16 protein-coding genes are annotated in these 15,668 nt (G+C 70.3%); 9 read left to right on the top strand and 7 right to left on the bottom strand.

Going from position 1 to position 15,668, the window contains the following annotated elements; genetic code table 11:
- Window positions 1-53: 53 nt before the first annotated feature.
- A complete protein-coding gene (locus A176_RS31740) occupies window positions 54-1,463 on the top strand; it encodes a DUF4340 domain-containing protein (protein WP_002636198.1) in 1,410 nt (469 codons plus the stop codon).
- 25 nt (window positions 1,464-1,488) lie between these two features.
- On the opposite strand, the gene A176_RS31735 is transcribed toward A176_RS31740, so the two are convergent.
- From A176_RS31735 to A176_RS31710, 6 genes are all read right to left on the bottom strand, one after another.
- On the bottom strand, window positions 1,489-2,070 hold the full coding sequence (locus tag A176_RS31735; protein WP_002636197.1) for a protein-tyrosine phosphatase family protein: 582 nt from the start codon (window positions 2,068-2,070) through the stop codon (window positions 1,489-1,491).
- The gene (locus tag A176_RS31730) at window positions 2,067-3,074 is read right to left on the bottom strand and encodes a hypothetical protein (RefSeq protein ID WP_002636196.1); all 1,008 of its coding nucleotides are present in this window, start codon (window positions 3,072-3,074) and stop codon (window positions 2,067-2,069) included. Before A176_RS31730 ends, A176_RS31735 begins: the two co-directional genes overlap by 4 nt.
- Window positions 3,064-4,311: a GtrA family protein gene (locus A176_RS31725; protein WP_002636195.1), complete on the bottom strand. Its 1,248-nt coding sequence runs from the start codon at window positions 4,309-4,311 to the stop codon at window positions 3,064-3,066. The genes A176_RS31730 and A176_RS31725 overlap by 11 nt, the downstream gene beginning before the upstream one ends.
- The gene (locus A176_RS31720; RefSeq protein ID WP_002636194.1) at window positions 4,304-5,230 is read right to left on the bottom strand and encodes a phosphatase PAP2 family protein; all 927 of its coding nucleotides are present in this window, start codon (window positions 5,228-5,230) and stop codon (window positions 4,304-4,306) included. The genes A176_RS31725 and A176_RS31720 overlap by 8 nt, the downstream gene beginning before the upstream one ends.
- Window positions 5,208-6,542 (bottom strand): inositol-3-phosphate synthase, encoded by a 1,335-nt coding sequence (locus A176_RS31715; protein WP_002636193.1) that lies wholly within the window; start codon window positions 6,540-6,542, stop codon window positions 5,208-5,210. Before A176_RS31715 ends, A176_RS31720 begins: the two co-directional genes overlap by 23 nt.
- 419 nt (window positions 6,543-6,961) lie before the next feature.
- Window positions 6,962-7,489, bottom strand: a complete 528-nt coding sequence (locus A176_RS31710; protein WP_002636192.1) for a pyridoxamine 5'-phosphate oxidase family protein — start codon at window positions 7,487-7,489, stop codon at window positions 6,962-6,964.
- 124 nt (window positions 7,490-7,613) lie between these two features.
- On the opposite strand from A176_RS31710, the gene A176_RS31705 reads away from it, so the two are divergent.
- Window positions 7,614-8,108, top strand: a complete 495-nt coding sequence (locus A176_RS31705) for a hypothetical protein (RefSeq protein WP_002636191.1) — start codon at window positions 7,614-7,616, stop codon at window positions 8,106-8,108.
- A gap of 6 nt (window positions 8,109-8,114) precedes the next feature.
- Here the strand turns inward: A176_RS31705 and A176_RS31700 are convergent, their stop codons facing one another.
- Window positions 8,115-9,074 carry an aldo/keto reductase gene (locus A176_RS31700; RefSeq protein ID WP_044890333.1) on the bottom strand — a complete coding sequence of 320 codons (960 nt, stop codon included), beginning with the start codon at window positions 9,072-9,074 and terminating at the stop codon, window positions 8,115-8,117.
- Window positions 9,075-9,271: 197 nt separating this feature from the next.
- Between A176_RS31700 and A176_RS31695 the strand changes: the two genes are divergently transcribed.
- From A176_RS31695 to A176_RS31670, 7 genes are all read left to right on the top strand, one after another.
- A complete protein-coding gene (locus tag A176_RS31695; protein ID WP_021781352.1) occupies window positions 9,272-10,984 on the top strand; it encodes an LA_2272 family surface repeat-containing protein in 1,713 nt (570 codons plus the stop codon).
- A 49-nt stretch (window positions 10,985-11,033) separates the two neighbouring features.
- Window positions 11,034-12,044, top strand: coding sequence for a zinc-dependent alcohol dehydrogenase family protein (locus A176_RS31690; protein ID WP_082282868.1), 1,011 nt, complete (start codon window positions 11,034-11,036; stop codon window positions 12,042-12,044).
- 217 nt (window positions 12,045-12,261) lie between these two features.
- On the top strand, window positions 12,262-12,597 hold the full coding sequence (gene hpf / locus A176_RS31685) for a ribosome hibernation-promoting factor, HPF/YfiA family (RefSeq protein WP_002636186.1): 336 nt from the start codon (window positions 12,262-12,264) through the stop codon (window positions 12,595-12,597).
- Between the two features lie 137 nt (window positions 12,598-12,734).
- Window positions 12,735-12,893, top strand: a complete 159-nt coding sequence (locus tag A176_RS39170) for a hypothetical protein (protein WP_002636185.1) — start codon at window positions 12,735-12,737, stop codon at window positions 12,891-12,893.
- Window positions 12,890-13,507, top strand: a complete 618-nt coding sequence (locus tag A176_RS31680) for a hypothetical protein (RefSeq protein ID WP_044890334.1) — start codon at window positions 12,890-12,892, stop codon at window positions 13,505-13,507. The genes A176_RS39170 and A176_RS31680 overlap by 4 nt, the downstream gene beginning before the upstream one ends.
- Window positions 13,504-14,901 (top strand): sensor histidine kinase, encoded by a 1,398-nt coding sequence (locus A176_RS31675; protein WP_002636183.1) that lies wholly within the window; start codon window positions 13,504-13,506, stop codon window positions 14,899-14,901. The genes A176_RS31680 and A176_RS31675 overlap by 4 nt, the downstream gene beginning before the upstream one ends.
- A complete protein-coding gene (locus A176_RS31670; protein WP_044890335.1) occupies window positions 14,898-15,665 on the top strand; it encodes a response regulator in 768 nt (255 codons plus the stop codon). Before A176_RS31675 ends, A176_RS31670 begins: the two co-directional genes overlap by 4 nt.
- The last annotated feature ends 3 nt before the right edge of the window (window positions 15,666-15,668 follow it).

Here is a 15,668-nt window from a genome sequence, read left to right as displayed (position 1 = left end):
CTCCCGAGGTCACGGGCAGCGGACCGCTGCCTGTCCGGAGCAGAAGGAGAGCCATGAAGAAGGGGATGCTCATCGCCGTTGGCGCGGCCGTCGTGCTGCTCGCGCTGATTCTCGTGTTCGCGCAGAAGGATGCGTCGACGGAGACGCCGCCCGGCACCGAGGGCGCGAGCTCGCGGCGCCTGCCGAGCTTCGACCCTGCTCGCGTCACGGGCCTGGAGCTGAGTGGGGTCCGCAAGGCGACGTTGCAGCGGGACGGCGCGGGCTGGACGGTGTGGGACCCTGGCCAGCCGGAGGCGCGGTTCCCGGCGGACGCGGCGTCGGTGAAGAACGCGTTGGAGTCCCTGTCCCGCGTGTCGGGCGCGAAGTTCGTCACGGTGGAGACGGACCGGTACGCCGACTTCTGGATGGACAGCGCGAGGGCCCAGAAGGTCCGCATCCTCCTGGAGGGTGCGCCCCCCATGGAGTGGGTGCTCGGCAAGGATGGCGCGTCGACCGGCGGAACGTACGTGCGCACCGGGGCGGCCCCGGATGTCTTCGAGCACCCGGTCCTGCTCGGCTGGCTGTGGCGCAGGCGCCCCATGGACTGGCGCGATGCCCGGCTGATGCGCCTGGAGGTCTCGGACATCTCGCAGATGGTGCTGCGCGTCGGGGATGAGTCGCCCGTGACGGTGACCTCGGACGGCACGCCCGGCGGGTGGCGGCTCGCGGAAGGGACGCAGGTTCCCGAGGGCTTCCGCTTCAACCCCGCCGTGGTGGAACGGCTCGCCCAGGACCTGGCGGCGGCCGAGGTGGAGGACCAGCTCGTGGGCGAGCGCGCCACGCAGGCCGCGCAGGCCCTGGGCAGCGCGCGCGACACCGTGGAGGCACGGCTCAAGAATGGCAAGGCGGTGGCGCTGCACCTGGGCCGTCCGTCCGCGCCGGCCTCGCTGGACCCCATCCCCGTCCAGTTGGAGGGAGATGCGCGGCTGTTCACCGTCAACGCGACGGAAGCCGTCCGGCTGCGCAAGCGTCTGACGGACCTGCGCGACCTGCGCCTGCTGGATTTCGACACGGCGAAGGTGAACCGGTTGCTGCTCCAGGAGGGGGACACGCGGCTGGTCGTGGCGAAGGAGGGCTCGGCGTGGGCGCTCCTCGAGCCGAAGCCGGCGCCCGCGAACTTCACGCTCGACGGCACGCAGGTGGAGAGCCTGCTCGTCTGGCTTCAGCGGTTGGAGGCCACGCGATGGGTCGACGCGCAGGTGCCTGAAGCGCAGGCGGGCCTGGAACGGCCCGGCATCCTCGTGGAGGTGAGCGGGGAGGGGCTTCCCACGCAGGCGCTGCGGCTGGGGAGCGCGGTGCCGGATGACACGGGGCTCGTCTCGGAGGTGTACGCCCGTGGCTCGCGAGACGACTTCACCTACGCCGTGGAAGGCAGCTCGCGGGCGTGGCTGTCCCAGGGCACCACGCTGGTGAAGGCGCCGTAGCCGCGGAGGAAGGCGGCGGGACGCCCTAGGCCGCGCGTTCCGCCGACCGGGCCTGCCACGCGGCGACGAAGTCCGCGAGCCCGTTGAGCTGCCGGTCGTTCAGCGTGGACTGCCAGCGCGCCTGCCGCAGCTCGCGGTAGGCGGCGGGCGCCTCGAAGCCGCGGGCCACCATCACCGCCAGCCCCACCAGCGGGCCTCGGCCCACGCCGTGCTCGCAATGCGTGAACAACTGCCCGCCCTGCGCCAGCCGGGGCAGCGCCCACGCCACGCCGCGCATCAACTGCTCCACCGAGGGGGGGTAGCGGTCCGTCACCGGCAGGTTCAGCAGCTCGATGCCCAGCGCCGCCAGCGCCGCCGCGTCGTCACAGCGCTCGCCTCGCACGTCAATCACCGCGGTGATGCCGCGCGCCTTCAGCTCCGCGTACCGGGAGCGAGGCACCGCGCCGCCGACGTGGAGCCAGTCATTCACCCGCGACACGTTCAACCCGCGCCCCGGCAGCTTCGTGGTCCACTCCACGCAGCGCGCCACCGAGCGCAGCACCTGCTTGCGCACCCAGCCGCGCACGCCCGGCACGTGGTGCACCTCTCGCAACAGCGTGAAGCTCACAAGTCGCCCTCGAGCGTGACTTCCATCAGCCCCGTCACCGGTGGCTGTCCCTCGCGCTCCAGCACGCCGCGGTGCAGGTACGTCACGGGCGAGCCCACCACCGTCCGCACGATGCCGCCCAGCACGCTGCCCAGGTCCTCCACGGGCGCGCTGCGCTGCAGCAGGGAGGTGGAGCGCAGCACCATGGCAGGGGAGCCGTTGGCGAAGAGCTCCACCTTCCAGGAGCTCCGCTCCTTCACGCCGTCCCGCGCGAGGGTGAAGTGCTCCAGCGTGCGAGCCTCGGCGCCTTCCGCCATCGCATAGACGGGGCCGTAGTCCCCTTCGTGTCCCTCGCGCGCCAGCAGCAACAGCTTCTCGCCGCCGCGCAGCGCCCGGAAACGCACCCAGCGCTTCGCCAGCTTCGCCGGCGCGATGGTGGAGCGGGTGTGGTCCGCGTACCCGCCGCCCGCGCCGGTGACGTCCGTGCCCTTGGGGCGCTTCACCGTCGCCTTCAACGCGCTGAAGGGCAGTGTCAGCTCGTGGTGGTAGCGGTCCTTGCCCACCTCCACCAGGGAGCCGTCCACCGTCTGGCGCGTCATGGGCGCGGCGTACTCCAGGAGCACCCGCCCGCCATCCAGCGGGATTTCCACCCGCGTGCCCTCGGCCGAGGAGCGCGCCGAGCACGGGCCCATCTTCAGCGTCCCGGTGTCCGCGTCGTAGCCCCAGTCCTTTGCCTTGACCTTGGTCTGCGCGGCCCAGGCCTTCTGGCCGGGCGTGAGCACCGTGGTCCGGCAGATGCCGGTGCGCGAGCCCGGGCCGATGTTCGTCACCGTCAACTGGGCGAAGATGAAGGTGCCGTCGTCCAGGTCTCCGATGAAGGAGAAGTTCTCCCCGTAGTTGTCGCTCGAGGAGAACTTCGGCTCCAGCACCGCGCCCGTCGCCGCCGCTACCGCCGCGGAGGGCAGCACGAGCGCGGCGGCCAGGGCCAGGCCCTTCATCCCCTGGAAGCGGCGTTCACGCCGCATGGGGCCGCTGCTCCAGGAGGTCGTCGTCGGCGGGCGCCTCGTTGTTGAAGACGTAGTCGCGCTGCAGCGGCAGGTTCCACGCGAAGTACACCACGCCGCGCACCAGCCACCATCCCAGGGCATAGGCGAGCTGCGGGTGCAACGTCAGCAGCGCCACGCCGCCCGCGTTGAGCAGCGCGCTGGTGCCGCTCACCACCGAGTAGCGCGCGAGCTGCCGCGCCACCGCGCCGTTGCTCTTGAAGGTGAGCACCCGGTTGATGGAGTAGTTGACGACCGCGCCCAGGCCGCAGCCCAGCACCGTGGCCCAGGCGGGCATCATGCCCACCCACTCCACCAGGGCCAGCACCAGCGCGAAGTCCACCGCGGTGGCCAGCGCGCCCGCCAGGGCGTTGAGCCCGAGGATGGCCTTGCCGGAGCGCGCCTCCTGACGCTTGGGCGCCAGCGCCTTCACCAGGTTGCGGAAGCGCGAGAGCGCCGTGACGTTGCTCATGACGGCCACGAAGACGAGCCCCACCACCGCCAGCCAGTGCATGGGGTGCTTCTCCTCGGGCCAGAAGACGGCCTCCAGGATGGGGGACAGCGCCGTGCCGGCGCCCATGAAGAGCACCCGCTCCAGCCGCTGCATGGCGCCGTCGCGCACGTTGACGCCCAGGCCCTCTCCCTTGGCGCGCACGTAGGGCACCAGCGACGAGCCGAGCAGCGCCAGCAGCGCGGGCAGCAGCACCCACGTGCCCCGGTAGTACCAGGCCAGGCCCATCAGCATGGCGGAGTCGACGTAGCGGTCCAGCACCGAGTCCAGCGCCGCGCCCGCGGGGTTGGCCTCCTTGCGCTCGCGGGCGATGCGCCCGTCCATCACGTCCAGGATGCCGGCGAAGAGGAAGAGCCAGCCGCCCAGCGCGAAGCGGCCCGCGGCCACCGCCACGCCGGACGAGATGCCCAGCAGGCCCGACAGCATGGACAGCGCGTTGGCCGGCAGGCCCGAGCGCAGAATCACCGCCCACAAGGGCTGGATGACCCAGAAGAAGTAGTGCCGGAGGAAGAAGCCCACCAGCACCGTGCTGCCGCGCTTGAGCGTCTCCTCGTCGCGGGGAATGCCCTTGAAGGCGCAGCGGATGCAGAAGAGGAGCAGCCCGCCAATGAAGTAGGCACAGGCGATGATGGCCGGCGCCAGCGCCGTCCAGATGCGGGCGGACGGAGACAGGTTTCCGGTCAACCACGCCATCAGGTTCTCAAGCACGGGTGTCTCCTCTTGTAGTCAACGGCACGCTCCACGGAGTGGAGGCCGTCATGCGGGCGTAGACGCTTTCGACCGCCAGATATGCAACCGCCGCCACGCCCAGGCCCGCGAGCACGTCCAGGACGTAGTGGTGAGTCAGGTAGACGGCGGAGAACGCCACCAGCAGCGCGAAGAGCCCGCTGACGATGCGCCATGCCCATCCACGCGACCAAACGAACATCGTCATCAGGAAGGGATACGCCGCATGGAGAGAGGGCATGGCCCCGAACACGTTGGTGCTTCGCGAGTAGAAGCCCGCAAAGTAGCTGATCCCCAACATCGCGTCGAAACGGGCGGTGCCAGCGGGGTTGGGCGGCGCCGCCAGGTCGGCGGGACCGGGGCCATACTGGAGCACGTACCAGGGGGGCGCGGCCGGGTAGACGACGTAGATGACGATGCCCAGGGCATTCACCGCCAGGAAGCCCCAGCACACCCGTTCGAAGAGCGAGTCCTTCTTCACGAAGAAGAAGAGGGCCAGCACGAAGACCTCGTACAGATAGGCCGCGTAGGCGAAGCCGCACAGCAGGTCCAGGGCGGGCGTGAAGCGCGTGGCCCACCAGTCGGGCCAGTGGGTGCCGCCGGGCGCCGGGAACCACTGGCGCTCCAGCTCCCACAGGTCGCCCGTGTGGATGGGGCCCCGCAGGAACAGCCAGAGTCCCTGGCTGTCCAGCAGCATTCCGGTCAGCCACAAAGCGAGCCCACCGCGGAGGAAGCGCTGCAACCGGGGGCCCGCCCAGGCCACCCCCAGAATCAGCGCGTCCGCCGCGACGTGGTCCCACCGCAGCCGGCCGGTGGCGTACACCAGCGTCAAGTGGCTCAACCCCAGGAAGGTGGAGAGCCACGTGAGCGCGGTGACCTTATTTGGAGAGCGGGAGGTCATCTCCGTAGTAGTCGAGCCCGAGGTGGGTGATGGGGTCCTCGCCGGCGACGACGCGCAGCGTGTTCTTCAGCTTGGTGAGCTGGATGAAGAGGTCGTGCTCCACCGGCAGGCCCGGCTGCGCCATGGGGCTCTTGAAGTAGAAGGACATCCACTCCTGGATGCCGCGCCACTCCAGCCGCTTGGCCAGGTCCAGGAACAGCGCGATGTCCAGCACCAGCGGGGCCGCCAGGATGGAGTCGCGGCAGAGGAAGTTGACCTTGATCTGCATCGGATAGCCGAGCCATCCGGTGATGTCGATGTTGTCCCAACCCTCCTTCGCGTCGCCGCGGGGCGGGTAGTAGTGGATGGACACCTTGTGCGCGTACTTCTTGTACAGCTCCGGGTACAGCTCGGGCTGCAGGATGGTGTCCAGCACGCTCGACTTGGTGACTTCCTTGGCCTTGAAGGCCGCGGGGTCGTCCAGCACCTCGCCGTCGCGGTTGCCCAGGATGTTGGTGGAGAACCAACCGTCCAGGCCCAGCATGCGCGCCTTCAGCGCGGGCGCGATGACCGTCTTCATCATCGTCTGACCGCTCTTGAGGTCACGGCCGGCGACGGCCACCGCCTCCTTCTTGGCCAGCTCCTGGAGCGCCGGCGTGTCCACGCTGGCGTTGGGCGTGGCGTTCGCGAAGGGCACGCCCTCCTTGATGGCCGCGTAGGTGTAGAGCGCGGTGGGGTTGATGTCGGGGCTGTTCTCGTCCAGCGCCTTCTCGAAGGCGGCCAGCGTCTTGAAGGACTCGGGCAGCGGACGGAAGGTCTCCACGCTGCTGCACACCACCATCACGGCGCGCGTCGCGTTGAGCTCCTTCTTGAAGTCACGGATGTCCTGGCGCAGCGCCTCGATGCTCTCGCGGTGCGTCTTGGTGGACTTGATGTGGTTCGCCTCGATGCGGCGGACGAACTCCGGGTCGTGCACGCCCTGCTTCGGCTTGATGCCCTGGAGGAACGGCTTCACCTCCTCCAGGTGCTTGTCGCTCAGCACGCCCGAGCGCACCGCCACTTCGTACGCGTCCTCGCGGATGATGTCCCACGCGCCGAAGGCAATGTCCTGGAGCTCCGCGAGAGGAACCAGCTCGTTGAGCTTCACGGTGCGGCCGTCGGTGCGCTTGCCGAGGCGCGCGGTGCCCATCTGCGTGAGCGAGCCAATGGGGTGCCCCTTGCCCTGCCGCGCGAGCTCGACGCCCGCCATCAGCGTGGTGGACACAGCGCCCAAGCCCGGAATCAGCACCGCGAGCTTGCCGTCAGGCTTCGACACCGACCTCTTGTTTTCCATCGTGATGTTCCTTCGTTAGACGTATTCGAGTCGGCCACCGCGGGTCGGTACGATACCGGTCGTGCAGGTGGAAAATCTCGAAAGCGGATGGTTGATACTCTAAAGCGTTCGTCACTTCAACGTGATGAGCGTGGCGGCTCTTACCACCCGTAAGCGCCGCACTCATGGATCAGGCCAGCCCGAGGTACAAGGCGAGCAGATCGACGCTGTCAGAGAAACACCAGGTCGTCAGAAGGGCGACATCCACGTCACACTCCCAGGACAGTGTCAGCATGGGTTCATGCAGACCCTCCCCACCCCACATGGGCGCCGAAGAAGGTGGGAGTGGGAGGGCGGAGACGGGCCTCCGCGGAGGCCCCGCTCCACCGCTCCAGGGATGGGGATGTCGGGGCGCCGCCGGAGGGCGGCGCGGGTCTCGCTCAATGGGGCAGCGAGGCGCTGTCATCCAGGTCCAGCTTCTGGTTGTCGCCGGGCGCGTAGGGCTTGCCCGTGAGGGCGGCCTTCACCATGCCGGCGAGCTGCACCATGCGGCCATTGGGCGTGTCCCAGTACTCGGCCTTCTCCACGCGGACGCAGAGGAGCGCGAGCTCGGGGTCGTCCAGGCCTTCGGGGAACCAGGCCTTGAGGGTGGGGTTCCACAGCTCGCGGGCCTTTTCCTTGTCCAGCACCAGCCGGCACCGGCCGCTGATGGAGACGTAGCGGTCCCGGCTCGGGTCCGAGTACGCGAGGCTGACGTGGTGGTCGTGCGCCACGTCGTCGACCTTGGGCGAGTGCTCGCGCGTGAAGAACCAGAGCTCTCCGTCGAAGTCGCGCTCATGGGTCCACATGGGGCGGCTGCGCAGGCTGCCGTCCGCCTCCACGGTGGTCATCATCGCCACCTTGATGCCCTTGATGAGGTCGGTGAGATGCCCGGTAACGTCTTGCGTGTCCTTTGGCTTCCTGGCCATGGCTGCCTCCCTTGGGAGCACAAGGTAGGCAGCGCGGAGGCCGCCGGGCACATGGCGGTGGCCCGGCCGCCGCCAGGGCAGCCGGGCGTGTGGTAGGTGGCCGGGCAGGAAAGCGAGGGTTCGGATGCTGAAGACGGCGTGGAACGAGTGGAGCCTCAAGGCGCTGCAGTTGGAGACGGCGGTGCTGGCGCTGGAGGAGATTGACCTGCCCGAGGAGATGCACGCCCTGCAGGAGGCGGCCGAGGAGAAGCTGCTGGCCCTGGCGCGCGCGTGGAAGGCCCGTCAGCCGGCGCGCGAGCCGCGCACGTGGGAGCGCCAGACGCTGCCGGAGGGCATGCCCCGCGACGCCGAGCTGAAGGACCTGGTGGAGGGCTTCAAGGAGGACGGCAAGGCGTGGACGCTGCTGCGCGCCACCAGCGACCACCAGGAGGTGGTGGAGACGCTGGTGTCGGAAGGCCGCGCCTGCATGGCCGCGGGCGGCGAGTACTACCTGGGCCAGTGGGACGCGAAGGAGTCCGTGCTGGAGGTGGGCCGTGACGACGATGCGGACGAGCCGGGCACGGGCCTGGTGCTGGAGCCCACGGGCGAGCTCCAGTACACGCCGGACCCCGAGCTGTAACGCGCTTCAGCGCTCCAGCTCCTTCGCGATGCGGGCGCGGAGCTTCTCGTCGGGCAACCGGCCGAAGCCCGCGCGCACGTTGTCCGCGGCGTGCGAGGGCTTGCGGGTGGCGGGCAGCGGGCAGTGCACCGCGGGGTGGCCCAGGATGAACTTGAGGAACACCTGCGCCCAGCTCGTGCAGTCGATGTCCGCGGCCCAGTCCGGCAGCGGGCGGCCGCGCACGCGGTCGAAGAGGGTGCCGCTGGCGAAGGGCTGCATGACGAGCACCGCGACGCCGTGCTCGGCCGCGGCGGGCAAGAGGCGCTTCTCCGCGTCGCGCTCCAGCACGGAGTAGGGGAGCTGCACGAAGTCCACCTTCTCCTCGCGGATGAAGCGCTCCAACTCGTCGAAGGCGCTGTGCGCGTAATGCGTGACGCCGAGGTAGCGGATGGTGCCCGCGGCCTTCCATTCGCGCAGCACGGGCAGGTGCGCGCGCCAGTCCACCAGGTTGTGAATCTGCATCAGGTCCATGCGGCCGTGGCCCATGAGGCGCAGCGACTTGCGCATCTGCGCGAGGCCCGCGTCCTTGCCCGTGGTCCACACCTTGGTGGCCAGGAAGGGCTTCTTCGTCTCGCCCAGCTTCTCCAGCAGCGCACCGGTGACTTGCTCCGAGCGGCCGTACATGGGCGAGGAGTCGATGAGGCGCGCGCCCGCGTCGAGGAAGGTGCGGAGCACCTCGGCCAGCGGCGCCTGCTCGGCCGGCGCGGCGTCGAAGGTCTGCCAGGTGCCGAGCCCGATGACGGGCAGGGCCTCGCCCGTGCGGGGGATGGGGCGTGTGAGCATCGACTCTCCTCGGGAGGGGGCAGGGGCCTTCGGTGAGGGCTTCGCGGTGGACTGCGCGGCGGCGAGGCTGGGCAGCAGCAGTCCCCCCAGGGTCGCGGTGAGCACGTCGCGGCGGGACGGGGCGTTCGGAGCTCGGGATGACATGGGCCGGCATGTTAACGGCCCGCAGGTTGCCGCTCTCGGGCTGCGGATGCGCGGCAGTGGACAGGTGACAGTTCCTGGCGGGGCCGGTGTTCCCTTGTCACGAGCGGGGCGGTGACGCACCCGGCGACTCCTTCGGCTTCGGTGCCCGCGCGGCGTGGGCCGGGCCGTTCTCAATCCAGTCCAGGAAGGTCCAGGCGATGAATCGCAAGGTCTCGGTGTGCGCGGGGATGATGGCGGCAGCAGTGGCGTTCTCGGCCTCGGCCGAGGAGCAAGGGGCCGTGTCCCCCGAGCGCGCCGCGGTCTCCGTCGAGGGGCCGGACGCCTCACGCGTGCCGGGCACGCCTCCGCTCGTGGCGACGGCGACGTCCGCGCCGACCAAGTCTGCTCCGACGGCCATCGATGGGCCGGACGCCTCACGCGTGCTGGCCGCGCCGCCGCTCGTGGCGACGACGGCGTCTGGGCCCGCCGAGCCTGCCGCCGCGGCCATCGATGGGCCGGACGCCTCACGCGTGCTGGCCGCGCCGCCGCTCGTGCCCGTGGCCGAGACTCCGACAGTCCCTGGCGCCGCGGACGCGCGGAGGACCGGGCGCGAGACCGCGGCCGAGGCGGCGCGGCCGAAAGATGCCGATGCCGCGTCTGAGGCGAAGCCGGTGGTGGTCTCGGTGGCCCGCGGAGAGGTGCGCGCCGCCCAGGATGCCGACGCACCCACCGCACCCACCGAAACGAAGTCCGAAGTGGACGAGGTGCACATCCCGTTCAGCCTCACGCTGGTGCCGGGCCTGAGCACGTCGGGTTTCCACACCGGCAACGTGGTCAACAACGTGTCCATTGGCCTGGTGTCGACGCACGCGAGGCGGGTGGACGGCGTCGCGATGGCGATCGCCGGCAACTGGGTGGGAGCGGGCGGGATGCGCGGCGCGCAGCTCTCCGTGGGGGCCAACGTCTCCAACGCGGACCTGCTGGGCCTCCAGTCCACAGTGGGCGTCAACGTGGTGCGAGGCAACGCGGAGGGCGCGCAGCTCGCGGTGGGTGGAAACATCGCCTCGGGCGCGGTGAACGGCACGCAGATGGGCGTGGGCGTCAACGTCGCGGGGCAGGGCCTGATGGGCGCGCAGTTGGGTGTGGGCGCCAATGTATCGGGTGGCTTCGTGCGGGGGCTGCAGATGGCGGTGGGCGTCAATGTCGCGGGCGGGCCCATGTCGGGGCTGCAGGCGTCGGCGGGCGTCAATGTGGCGGGAGAACTGTCCGGCCTCCAGATGTCCTCGGGCGTCAGCTATGCGCGTCAGCTCTCCGGCGGACAGCTCTCCATCATCAACCTGGGGGGCGAGGTGGACGGCGCGCAGGTGGGCATCGTCAACATCGCCAACAAGGTGTCCGGCGCGCAGGTGGGCATCCTCAACGTGGCCCGGCATTCGGACGGCGAGGCGGTGGGCCTCCTGAGCTTCGTGGGTGGCGGCCAGGCGAACGTGGCGGTGTGGGGCAGTGACGTGGCGCTCGCCAACGTGGGCGTGAAGCTGGGCGGCCGTCACATCTACTCGCTGTTCACGGTGGGCTACAGCCCCGCCATCGACGATGACCGCCGCCGCTACGTCATGGGCGCGGGCTTGGGGGGCCACATCCCCGCGGGCCGGTTCTTCGTCGACATCGACCTGGTGGGCAGCACGCTCCACACGAAGAACCTGTTCGAGGACACGCACCATGTCCTGGGGCAGGTCCGGCTGATGGCGGGCTGGCAGGTGGCGCGGAACTTCGCGGTGTTCGGCGGCGTCAGCGCCAACACGCTCGTCTCCTGGGACGGCCGGGACGAGTGGCGGGAGCTGGGCTTCGGCCCCGAATGGAGGCAGGTCTCGGATGGGGGCCGCACCGTCGTGCGCACCTGGCCGGGCTTGCTCGCGGGTGTGCAGATTTGAGGACGCATCCCATGTTCCCTCCAGGGGCCACGGCGCCTGGGGGTGCGGAATGGACGGGAGCATGCGCGCGATGGTGCTTCGGGCCGCGGGCCAGCCCCTGGTCGAGTCGCGGTGGCCCATCCCCCGTCCCGGCCCGGAGGAGCTGCTGCTCCGCGTGCACGCTTGCGCGGTGTGCCGCACGGACCTGCACATCGTGGATGGCGAGCTGCCCCACCCCAAGCTGCCGCTGGTGCTTGGGCATGAAATCGTGGCGACGGTGGAGGCGGCGGGCGAGCGCGCGACGGCCATCCCGGTGGGCACCCGGGTGGGCGTCCCCTGGCTCGGCTGGAGCTGCGGCCATTGCCGCTTCTGTCAGTCCGGCCGCGAGAATCTCTGTGAGCGGGCGCGCTTCACCGGCTACCAGGTGGACGGCGGCTTCGCGGAGTTCACGACGGCGCATCACCGCTTCTGCTTTCCGCTTCCACCCGAGTACTCGGACGTCCACGCCGCGCCGCTGATGTGCGCGGGCCTCATCGGTTTTCGCAGCCTCCGCATGGCGGGGGATGCGCGGCACCGGTTGGGCCTCTATGGCTTCGGCGCGGCGGCGCATCTCATCCTCCAGGTGGCCCGTCACCAGGGGCGGCGCGTCTTCGCCTTCACGCGGCCCGGGGACGCGGAGGGCCAGCGCTTCGCCCGGGAGCTGGGCGCGGAGTGGGCGGGTGGCTCGGATGAAGTGCCTCCCGAGCCTTTGGACGCGGCCCTCCTCTTCGCGCCCGTGGGCGCGCTGGTCCCCGCCGCGTTGCGCGCGGTGGACAAGGCGGGCGTGGTGGTGTGCGGCGGCATCCACATGAGCGACATCCCCACGTTCCCCTACGCGCTGCTGTGGGAGGAGCGGGTGGTGCGCTCGGTGGCGAACCTCACCCGGGCGGATGCGTTGGACTTCCTCGCGCTCGCGCCGCGCGTGCCCGTGCGCACGCAGGTGCAGGTCTTCCCGCTGTCCGCCGCCAACGAAGCGCTCGGCGCGCTCCGGCACGGAAAGGTGCACGGCGCGGCGGTGCTCGAGGTGTCCGCGCCCACCTGAGCAAGGGGCGGAGCAAGCCCTGGTCCCCTCCACCGCCTCGACGGGGCAAAACGCCACGCAGGGACTGCGGCGGTGTCCCAAATCGCCGCAAACCGCGCGTGAAGTCGACGGGCGGGTGAAGGAATTTCGCGGACCTGGCGCTGGCCGCGCAAATGCAACGGACGTCCTCCGCAACCCGATGCCTCCCTGCCGGGGGCACCACCACGCGAGGCTGACGATGAACCGAGCGCTGCAAATCACCTATCGGGGCATGGAAACGAGCGAGGCCCTGAGCGAGTACATCCGCGACCACGCCGACAAGCTGGAGCAGTTCTACGACGGCATCGTGGGGTGCCATGTGGTGGTGGAGGAGCCGCACCGGCACAAGCAGCGCGGCAGGCATTTCCATGTGCGGGTGGATGTGAGTGTGCCGGGGCGGAACATCGTCGCCGCCCGGGACCCGGAGGCGCGCACGGCCCACGAGGACGCCTACCATGCGGTGACGGACGCGTTCGACGCCGCGAGACGGCAGCTCCAGCACTACGCGGACGCGCTCCACTCGCACCACCGGTGACGGTGTCCCGCGCGCACCGCTTCATTCCCATCACAGACATTCAGCCGGGCGGTCGCGCGACCCATCTTCCGAACATTTGTCATCCAAACCCATGACAGACCTGGGGCGCTGGGCGCTATCGTGTGGCTTGTCACGCCATGAAAGCCCAGCGCCTCCAGGTGCTGCGGGTCGACGCCGAGGCGCCCCACCTCGTCACCGCAACCGTCCACTCGACAGCCTCACTCTTCCTGCCCGTCTCGACTCCGCGTGAGGGGGATGGCCGCGAGGCCTGGGCGCCTCCGGGGGCGGAGCGATGAAGCCGCCGGTGCGCAAGCGTGGGTGGCTGGTGTTGACGGGCGTGCTCTGGCTGGGCGGTGTCACGGTGGGCTCGTTGGCCATGGCCCGCTACGCCCTCACGCCGGGCGAGTCATTGGAGCCCCCCTCCCGTTGGCCCACCGGCATCGAGGTGCCGCGTGTAGAGGGCCGCCCCACGCTGGTGATGCTGGCGCACCCGATGTGCCCCTGCACCCGCGCCAGCATCGGCGAGCTGTCGCTGGTGATGGCGAAGGCGAAGGGACGGCTGGACGCCTTCGTGCTCTTCCTCAAGCCCGAGGGCACGGGCCAGGCGTGGGAGGAGGGCGAGCTGTGGCGCGCGGCTGGCGCGATTCCCGGCGTCACCGTGCTGCGTGACGCGGGCGGTGCCCAGTCGGAGCGCTTTGGCGCCGTCACCTCCGGCCACGTGCTCTTCTATGACGCGGGGGGGACGCTGCGCTTCCAGGGCGGCATCACCTCGGCGCGAGGCCACGCGGGGGACAACGTGGGCCGCGCGGCGGTGGAGGCCCTGTTGGCCGCGGAGGACGCGGGGGCGGAGCGGACCGCGCACGCCGTCTATGGCTGCGAGCTCACGAGCCCTCGCGGGAGCGCGCCATGAGCCTGGAGCAGGACAGCGCCTTGGGGCCGCCGCTGGCGCTCAAGGAGCGCGCCGCCAGGCTCTTTCAGGAGCACCTGTTCTCGGTGCGCAGCCGGACCGACCGGCTCTTCGCGGGATTGATGCTGGGGCAGTGGGCGGTGGGTCTCGCCATCTCCCTGGTGGGCCCGTCGCGCGGCGCGCACCTGCAGGCGGCCTTGCTGGTGGGCACGCTGCTCAGCGCGTGTCCGGTGGTGATGGCCCGGTTGCGGCCGGGCTCCACGCTCACCCGTCACGTGGTGGCCGTGTGCCAGGCGCTCTGGTCCTCGCTGCTCATCTTCCTGACGGACGGCCGGGTGGAGACGCACTTCCACATCTTCGGCTCGCTGGCCTTCCTGGCGCTGTACCGCGACCCGTGGGTACTGCTCTCCGCGAGCGTCACCACCGTCGTGGACCAGGTGCTGCGCGGCACGCTGGGGACGCCGTCGCTCTACGGCGGGCTGCAGCCGGAGCTGTGGCGCTTCGTCGAGCACGCCTTCTGGGTGGGCTTCATCGACGTGGTGCTCGTGTATTCGTGCCGCGGCATGTTGCGCGAGCTGCGCGAGGTGGCGGTGCGCCGGGCGGAGCTGGAGCTGGCGCGCGAGCGCGAGCAGGCCAAGGCGCGGGAGCTGGACCGCGCGCTGCGCGAGCTCAGCGGCTTCCAGGAGCACCTCATCCGCGTGGAGAAGCTGGCCGCGGTGGGGCAGCTCGCCGCCAGCGTGGGACACGAGCTGCGCAACCCGCTGGCCGCCGTGCGCAACTCCCACGCCTACCTTTCCCGCAAGCTCACGAAGGACCCAGCGGGGGCCGCGGATGACCCACGGGTTCCTCAATTCCTCGGACTGATGGAGCGCGAGCTGAATGCCTGTGCGAAAATCATCTCCGACCTGCTCGACTTCGCGCGCGAGCGGCCACCGGCGCTCCAGCCGTGTCCGCTGCGTCCGCTGGTGGACGAGGCCATTGGTGTCGTCCCGCAGCGCGAGGGCGTCCGCATCCTCAATGGCGTACCTGAGTCATTGCCGGTGCCGAACCTGGACAAGGAACAGTTCCGTCAGGTGCTGGTGAACCTGGTGCAAAACGCGGTGGAGGCGATGCCCGTGGGGCGCAATGGGGAGGTTTCAGTGATGGCGGAAGGTGGTGAGTCCAAACCCTGGTGCATCCGGGTCGTGGATGACGGGGCGGGGATTCCCCCGGACGTGTTGCCGAAGATCTTCGAGCCGCTCTTCACCACGAAGACGCGGGGCACTGGCTTGGGACTGGCCATTGTCGCCAACATGGTGCAACGTCACGGCGGCACAATCTCTGTGCGCAGCGAAGCGGAGCGGGGCAGCGAGTTTCTCATCGAGCTCCCCGCGGCAGCGGCGGCCCAGGCCGCATGATGGAGGACGTCGCAGTGGCCCCCGCGCGCATCCTGCTGGTCGACGACGAGGAGTCGCTCCGCATCACCTTGGCCGCGAACCTGGAGCTGGAGGGCCACACGGTCCTCGAAGCTGCCAATGGCGAGGAGGCCTTGCGCCTGCTCGAGCAGCAGCCGGTGGATGTGGTGCTCACGGACATCCGCATGCCCGGCCTGCATGGCGTGGAGCTCCTGCGCCGCATCAAGCAGGAGCGCCCCGACATGCCGGTGGTGCTCATGACGGCCTTCACGGCGGAGGAGCTGGTGGATGACGCGCTCGCCGAGGGCGCCTTCACCGTGCTCCCCAAGCCCTTCGATGTGAATCACGCCCTGGACACGGTGCTGCGCGCGGCGGCGGCGCCCCAGGTGCTGGTGGTGGACGACACCGAGCAGGTGGCGCGCGGCATGGTGCGGGCGCTGAGCACGGTGGGGCTGCGCGCGCGCGCCGTCTACAGCGGCGAGGAGGCGCTGTCGTCGCTGCGCTCGGGGGAGTACGACGTCTGCGTGCTGGACCTGGTGATGCCGGAGATGAGCGGTCCGGAGCTGGTGTCCAAGGTGCGCGCGGCGAATCTCTCCGTGGCCATCATCGCCGTGTCCGGCCACGTGGTGCCGGAGATGCTGAGGCGGGTGGCGGCGCAGGGCGCCGTGGTGTGCATGACCAAGCCGGTACCGCTGCGCGAGCTGGTACAGGCGATTGCACGGGTGCGAGGCCGGCCTCAACAAGGGCCGCAAGGCGCGAGGATTTGACCC

The sequence above is a fragment of the Myxococcus hansupus genome, assembly GCF_000280925.3.
GTDB lineage: Bacteria > Myxococcota > Myxococcia > Myxococcales > Myxococcaceae > Myxococcus > Myxococcus hansupus.
The sequence above is the reverse complement of the archived record's forward strand: the minus strand, read 5'-3'. Positions and strand labels throughout refer to the sequence as shown.